Source organism: Streptomyces sp. A 4/2 (genome assembly GCF_940670765.1).
Taxonomy (GTDB): Bacteria; Actinomycetota; Actinomycetes; order Streptomycetales; family Streptomycetaceae; genus Streptomyces.
This window is the reverse complement of sequence record NZ_CALNVW010000094.1, coordinates 1-458: the sequence shown is the minus strand read 5'-3', so window position 1 is coordinate 458 and position 458 is coordinate 1. Positions and strand designations below refer to the sequence as shown.

Here is a 458-nt window from a genome sequence, read left to right as displayed (position 1 = left end):
TCGATCACCGTTCCCTGTCCATCGAGGCGAAGAGCGGCGAAGGTCTGGACGCGTCGGCCCCGGCCGCCAAGGGCTGATCCCGCGGGCGCCTCCGATCCGCCGGGGCGTCACGTGGAACACCGGGGGATCGGGGGCGAGCGGCTTCAGGGGGTGGTGGGGTACGGGAGCAGACCCGCGTCCGTCCTCTCCCAGGAGGCCCGCAGCTCTGCCAGCCGCTCCGGCTCGGCCTTCGCGCGGTCGGCCTGTTCACGCAGGTCGTCGGCCAGGTTGAACAACTGGTCGGTCCCGCTCCTCCCCCGGTAGTACTTCCAGTCCCCGCGTCGCAGCGCCCGCTCGCCGCGCACCCGCCAGAACAGGTCGCGTTCTCCCGGCGTCTCGCCCCGCAGCAGGTATCCGGCGAGGCTCACACCGTCCAGCGGGTGCGCGGGGTCGGGCCGCGCCCCGCCGAGCTCCAGCAG

At 73.8% G+C, this 458-nt stretch carries 1 pseudogene; it reads right to left on the bottom strand.

Annotation, left to right across the window (positions count from 1 at the left end):
* Nucleotides 1-143: 143 nt before the first annotated feature.
* Nucleotides 144-458, bottom strand: a pseudogene (locus tag NBY69_RS37170) (twin-arginine translocation pathway signal protein); the annotation flags it as partial.